This is a genomic window from Acinetobacter sp. 1294243 (assembly GCF_000588015.1).
Taxonomy (GTDB): domain Bacteria; phylum Pseudomonadota; class Gammaproteobacteria; order Pseudomonadales; family Moraxellaceae; genus Acinetobacter; species Acinetobacter pittii.
Window position 1 is genome coordinate 1 of record NZ_JFXG01000066.1, and the last position, 511, is coordinate 511.

At 42.7% G+C, this 511-nt stretch carries 1 protein-coding gene; it reads left to right on the top strand.

What is annotated here, in order from left to right; genetic code table 11:
* Positions 1–511, top strand: a 511-nt coding sequence (locus tag J655_RS25370) for an Ig-like domain-containing protein (protein WP_228132286.1), incomplete at both ends; no start/stop codon positions are given.

A 511-nucleotide genomic window follows, 5' to 3' on the forward strand; every position in this document is an offset into this window, starting at 1 on the left:
GGAACCGTAGTCGGTACAGCTACAGCTGATGCCACAGGTAAATACTCGATTATCCTAGATAAAGCTTACTTGAATGGAGAAAGCTTAAGTGCAACAGCATCAGATAAAGCGGGTAATGCTACAGTACCAAAAACAATAGTTGCACCCGACACCACTGCACCTTCAAGTCTGACTATAACTATCGACACAACAGGTAAAGTGGTTACAGGTATAACTGAAGCGAATGCTGTTGTAACAGTTAAGAATGCTACAGGAACTGTAGTTGGTACAGCTACAGCTGATGCTACAGGTAAATATTCAATTACCTTAGATAAGGCTTATCTAAATGGCGAAAGCCTAAGTGCTACAGCATCAGATAAAGCGGGTAATACTACAGCACCAAAAACAATTGTTGCGCCAGACACTACTGCACCTTCAAGCTTAACTGCAACTATTGATGCTGCAGGTAAAATGGTTGCAGGTGTAACCGAAGCGAATGCTGTTGTAACCGTTAAGAATGCTGCAGGAACCG